Origin of the sequence: Sphingopyxis sp., from assembly GCF_036402335.1 — a bacterium.
GTDB lineage: Bacteria > Pseudomonadota > Alphaproteobacteria > Sphingomonadales > Sphingomonadaceae > Sphingopyxis.
Window position 1 is genome coordinate 1 of record NZ_DASWTD010000024.1, and the last position, 4,889, is coordinate 4,889.

A 4,889-nucleotide genomic window follows, 5' to 3' on the forward strand; every position below is an offset into this window, starting at 1 on the left:
TATCCGCTATCTTTCGATGCTCTATGGCATCGTGTTTTTGAGCCACCAGATCGGCAGCTTTTTCGGCGCGTGGATGGCGGGGCTGATTTTCGACTCTACCGGCAGCTATAATATCGCTTGGGGCTTCACGATCGCGCTCGGGCTGTTCGCAGGGCTCGTCCACCTGCCGATCGCCGATGCGCCGGTCAAACGGCCGGAGCCGGCATGAAGCTCGCGCGGCAGGACTGGATCGCGCTGGTGGTCTTTGTCCTGATCGCTGCGGGGGGGCTTTGGCTCTGGACCGGCGAGGGGCCGGTCGTCTGGCTCACCAATTTTGCGATCATGTGCGGTTTTTAGCAGGTCACTGCGGCTCTTCGATCTCGGGCGTCCGGTGGCAGATCGCATCGTCGCCATCCTTGGGTACCGCCGGATCAGGAAGCAACCGGAAGACATGCGCCCATTGCGTCGCGACACGCTCGGGCCGCGTGCGCCGGTTCGCGACGACATCGACGAAATCGCGGCACACGACCGCGCTGCGCAGGAAATTGCTGTGCCCCGTCGACCCGCGCGACACGTCGGTCGTATCGATCACGGTGAAGCCGGTCCGCGCGGCGGGGTAGCAACGCTCGGGAAGCCCCTTGGCCTTCAGATCGGCGGCCTCGAACGGATCAAAGCAATAGGGCGAGCCCAGCCGCGGATAGCCGTGGATCGCGCGCGATGCCGCGAGCGCCTTGTCGGCGCGCGAAACATAAGCGGTGATCCGGCGGCCCGCCGCGACGCGCCGTGCCGACAGCACTTCCGCCTCGATATCGCGCTCGAACGTCTCGCGGTCGATGTCGGGCGAGGCGAGGATGATGTTCGAGATATTGCTGCTGTCGGCGCTGCTCGACGTGCGGTCGACATAGGAGACCGCGGGGATCACCAGCCGCGCGCCGAGCGAGTGCGAGACGATCACGATCTCCTTGACCCAGCCTTGCTCTGCGAGCGTCTTCAGGAAGTCGCGGAAATTGCGGACGTCGTGATACATATTCGTTTCGTCGACGACATAGCTCAGGATCTTGCCCTGCGACGGCCAGCTATATTCGATGATCGGCCCGTCGAAGCCCGTCATGCGCGCGATCTGCGCGGCGTCCTTCGACGTGGTCGAGAAATTCTCGCGATAGCCGTGGATATAGAGCAATACGCGGCCCTGCTTGCGGTCCGTCTCGGCTTGCAGCGCGCGCCACCAGTCGGCCGGGGTCTGGAAAGCGATCGGCGCGAGCAGCCTTTTCTTCTTGCCGACGACGACATCGCGCGGCGCGTTAAAGCGGCCGTAGCGCATCTGGTCGCCGCGGTGGCGCAGCAGTTCGATCTCGGGGTTGCGGCAGTCGGGCAGACGGCTCGTCGCAAAGAAATAGGGGAAGGCCTCGCCGTCGACGACTGCGCCCGGCTGCGCGGTGCAGCGCGGGTCGGCGACATAGTCGGCGTGGCGGATCTTGCCATAATCGACCGCCGCGATGCTGCACCCCGACAGCGGAACGAGGGCAAGCGCGGCGAGCAGGCGTTTTGGCATGGCGGACTTCATCTTTGAAAAGCCTGATACATTCGCCGACGCTGGCAGAGGATAGCGGGCTTTGGAAGCGGGAAAAAATGCCCGCGAAGAGTGTTGATCGAATAATACACTTCGCCTATCCGATGTCCATGGCCGTTCGGTCGGCCCACCCAGGGCGGAGGATTTTGTGACGGCTTTCACCGCATTGCTGCTGACGATGAGCGCGGCCGCGCAGCCCGCCTATGTTCCGCAATTCGATCCGCGCACGCTGAAGGGCAATGTTGCGGGAACGCCGGGCGAGGTGCTCGTCCTCGGCACGCCGCACCTGTCGGGGCTTCCCGATAGCTTCAAGCCCGAAAGCCTCGAACCGCTGCTCGATCGCCTCGCCGAATGGAAACCTGCGATCATCACGATCGAGGGGGTTTCAGGCACCGATTGCGAATTGCTGGTCCGCTACAAGCCGCTTTATCCGGGGGCGGCCGACTATTGCCGGGACCCGAGCGCGGCGCAGAAGATTGTCGGGCTCGACATGGTCGCAGCGACGGTCGAGGCCGACAGGCTGCTCGCAGCCTGGCCCGCAAACCCGGCGCCCGCCGACCGCCGCCGCCTCGCCGCGCTGTTCCTTGCAGGCGGTGAACCCGCATCCGCGCTCGTCCAGTGGCTGCGTTTGCCCGCCAGCGAGCGCCGCACCGGCGACAGCCTCGACGACACGCTCATAGCGGAATTGAACAAGCTGATGACGCGCCGCAACGAGAATTTCATGATCGGGTCGGTGCTCGCGGCGCGACTGGGGCTCGAGCGCGTCCATGCGACGGACGATCACAGCGCCGACGCAGCAACCGCGTCGCTCGACAGCGATCCCGGTTACGGTGCGGCGCTGCAACGCATCTGGGACAATCCGGTCGTGAAGAGGCGAATCGCGGCGGACAAGGCGCTGGAAGCAAAGCTCGATGGCGAGGGCGTGCTGGTGCTCTATCGAAACTACAATGACCCGGCGACGATGCGCATGGCGTTCGACAGCGATTTCGGCGCGGCGCTCGCCGACACCAGTCCGCAGCAATATGGGCGGCGCTACACCGGCTGGTGGGAAACCCGGAACCTGCGCATGGTCGCGAATATCCGCGCCGCGATGGCGGTCCGCCCCGGCGCGCGAACGCTCGCGATCGTCGGCGCATCGCACAAGGGCTATTTCGAAGCCTATCTGGGTATGATGCACGACGTCCGGCTGGTGGACGCCGAGGCGGTATTGAAATGACGGTCTATTTGCCGACGACGCTTTCGGGCAGGTCCTCGCCGAACACGCGCTGATAATATTCGGCGACGATCATCCGCTCGGCCTCGTCGCATTTATTGAGGAAGCTCAGGCGGAAGGCGAAACCGATATTGTTGAAGATCGCGGTATTCTGCGCCCAGCTGATCACCGTGCGCGGCGACATGACGGTCGAAATATCGCCGTTGATGAAGCCTTGGCGCGTCAGGTCGGCGACCTTGACCATATTGGCGACCGTCGTTTCGTCGGTGTTCGGCACCTTCGCAAGGATGATCGCGCTTTCGGTCGCCGCGGGCAGATAGTTCAGCGTGACGACGATGTTCCAGCGGTCCATCTGGCCCTGGTTGATCTGCTGCGTACCGTGATAGAGGCCGCTGGTGTCGCCGAGCCCGACCGTATTGGCGGTCGAGAAGAGGCGGAAATGCGGGTTTGGCCGGATCACGCGGTTCTGGTCGAGCAGGGTCAGCTTGCCCTCGGTCTCGAGCACGCGCTGGATCACGAACATCACGTCGGGACGGCCCGCGTCATATTCGTCGAAGACGAGCGCGGTCGGCGTCTGCAGCGCCCAAGGGAGCAGGCCTTCGCGAAATTCGGTGACCTGCTGGCCGTCGCGGAGCACGATCGCGTCGCGGCCGACAAGGTCGATACGGCTGATATGCGCGTCGAGGTTGACGCGGATGCACGGCCATTTGAGGCGGGCGGCAACCTGTTCGATATGGGTCGACTTGCCGGTGCCGTGATAACCCTGCACCATCACGCGGCGGTTATATTTGAAGCCCGCGAGGATCGCGAGCGTCGTGTCGCCGTCGAAGACATAGGCGGGGTCGAGGTCGGGGACGCGCTCGTCGGCCTCGCTGAACGCCGGCACCTGCATGTCGATATCGACACCGAACATCTCGCGCGCATCGACCTCGGTATCGGGTGCTGCAAGCAGCGTCGAGCCGTGGTGATCGGGAAGGCTGTTCGGGATATCGGTCATGGCAAAAGTCCAGCAAGCAAACGGGGAGAGTCGCCGCCGGGCGGCGCTTCGGCTGTCGCGGTATCTTCATGGGTTGCGGCTTGCAACGCCTTTTCAGAACAAACCAAGCGCCTTCATCACCGCCGACTGGTCGTAATAGGGGCGTTCGCAGACGATCTTGTCGCCGCCGGGTGCGAATTCGAAGCTCGCGGCCATGCGAATGCGGAATGCCTTGCCGGTCGGTTCGATCGTGCGCACACCAAGCTTCAGTGGGCCGAGGTGCGTACCGGTCAGCCAGAATTCGACGAGCACCGTATTCGTTGCCGCGTCGGCGGCGATGGCGATCACCTCGTTTGCCTGATCGGGAAAGGGTTCGCGCGAGGTTGCGAAATAGGATCGAACCGCCGCTTCGCCATCGAAGATCGTGCCGGGACCCATCAACTCGTAGCGCGGATGATCGAAGGTCGCGAGGACGCCGTCCCAGTCGTGCGTGATCTCGAGCGCCATGTGCCGGCGCACGACTTCGATCCGTGCTTCGTCCAGGTCGGTCATCGTTCCTCTCCTATGCAAAGGCCTTCGTCTTGCGCAGCAATTGATATGCCTGGACTACCTCACCCAACCGCGTCTCGAAACTGCGATCGCCGCCATTCCGGTCGGGATGATATTTGCGGACGAGTTCGCTGTAGCGCCGCCGCAGCGCCGCACGGTCGGCGTCGGCGGGCAGCGCGAGCACCTGCATCGCGTCATGCTCCTTGCGTGACAGGCCGGGGTTGGCGGCCTGTCGCCGCGCCGCGTCCATCCGCTGGCGAAAGCGCGCGCCGAGTGCATCCATCGGGTCCTTGAAATCGGCCCAGCGCGGCGGCAGGTCGGCGCTGCCCGCGGGACGAAAGGCGCGGCTTTCGGTTTCCCAGCCGGCGGTCGGCGATTGTGCCGCCATGATCTGGTCGGCGCTCATCCCTTCGAAGAAATTATAGCCTGCGTTGAATTCGCGCACATGGTCGAGGCACAGCCAGCGATAGGGCGGCGGGCCGTCGGGCGACCGGTGCGACGACACGGGCGCGCGAAATTCGCCGGGCTCGCGGCACCCGGGCGCGGCGCAGCGTTCTTCGCGCGGGACGCGGCCATGAAATCGGGTGGGGCGGGCGGAAGAC

At 64.4% G+C, this 4,889-nt stretch carries 6 protein-coding genes and 1 pseudogene; 3 read left to right on the forward strand and 4 right to left on the reverse strand.

Annotated elements, in window-relative coordinates; translation table 11 throughout:
• Nucleotides 1-208: pseudogene (locus VGD20_RS00655) on the forward strand (MFS transporter); the annotation flags it as partial.
• Nucleotides 205-336, forward strand: a complete 132-nt coding sequence (locus VGD20_RS00660; protein ID WP_331132604.1) for a hypothetical protein — start codon at nucleotides 205-207, stop codon at nucleotides 334-336. The pseudogene VGD20_RS00655 and the gene VGD20_RS00660, both read left to right, overlap by 4 nt.
• A gap of 4 nt (nucleotides 337-340) precedes the next feature.
• On the opposite strand, the gene VGD20_RS00665 is transcribed toward VGD20_RS00660, so the two are convergent.
• Entirely contained in the window at nucleotides 341-1,531 is a 1,191-nt protein-coding gene (locus tag VGD20_RS00665; protein ID WP_331132605.1) for an alpha/beta hydrolase, read from the reverse strand.
• A 166-nt stretch (nucleotides 1,532-1,697) separates the two neighbouring features.
• On the opposite strand from VGD20_RS00665, the gene VGD20_RS00670 reads away from it, so the two are divergent.
• Nucleotides 1,698-2,765, forward strand: a complete 1,068-nt coding sequence (locus tag VGD20_RS00670; protein WP_331132606.1) for a DUF5694 domain-containing protein — start codon at nucleotides 1,698-1,700, stop codon at nucleotides 2,763-2,765.
• Nucleotides 2,766-2,769: 4 nt separating this feature from the next.
• Here the strand turns inward: VGD20_RS00670 and cobS are convergent, their stop codons facing one another.
• From cobS to VGD20_RS00685, 3 genes are all read right to left on the reverse strand, one after another.
• Nucleotides 2,770-3,759, reverse strand: coding sequence for a cobaltochelatase subunit CobS (gene cobS, locus VGD20_RS00675; RefSeq protein WP_331132607.1), 990 nt, complete (start codon nucleotides 3,757-3,759; stop codon nucleotides 2,770-2,772).
• Nucleotides 3,760-3,852: 93 nt separating this feature from the next.
• Nucleotides 3,853-4,290 (reverse strand): nuclear transport factor 2 family protein, encoded by a 438-nt coding sequence (locus VGD20_RS00680; RefSeq protein WP_331132608.1) that lies wholly within the window; start codon nucleotides 4,288-4,290, stop codon nucleotides 3,853-3,855.
• Between the two features lie 10 nt (nucleotides 4,291-4,300).
• Nucleotides 4,301-4,889 (reverse strand): J domain-containing protein (locus VGD20_RS00685; protein WP_331132609.1); only part of this gene is annotated, 589 nt, incomplete at its 5' end.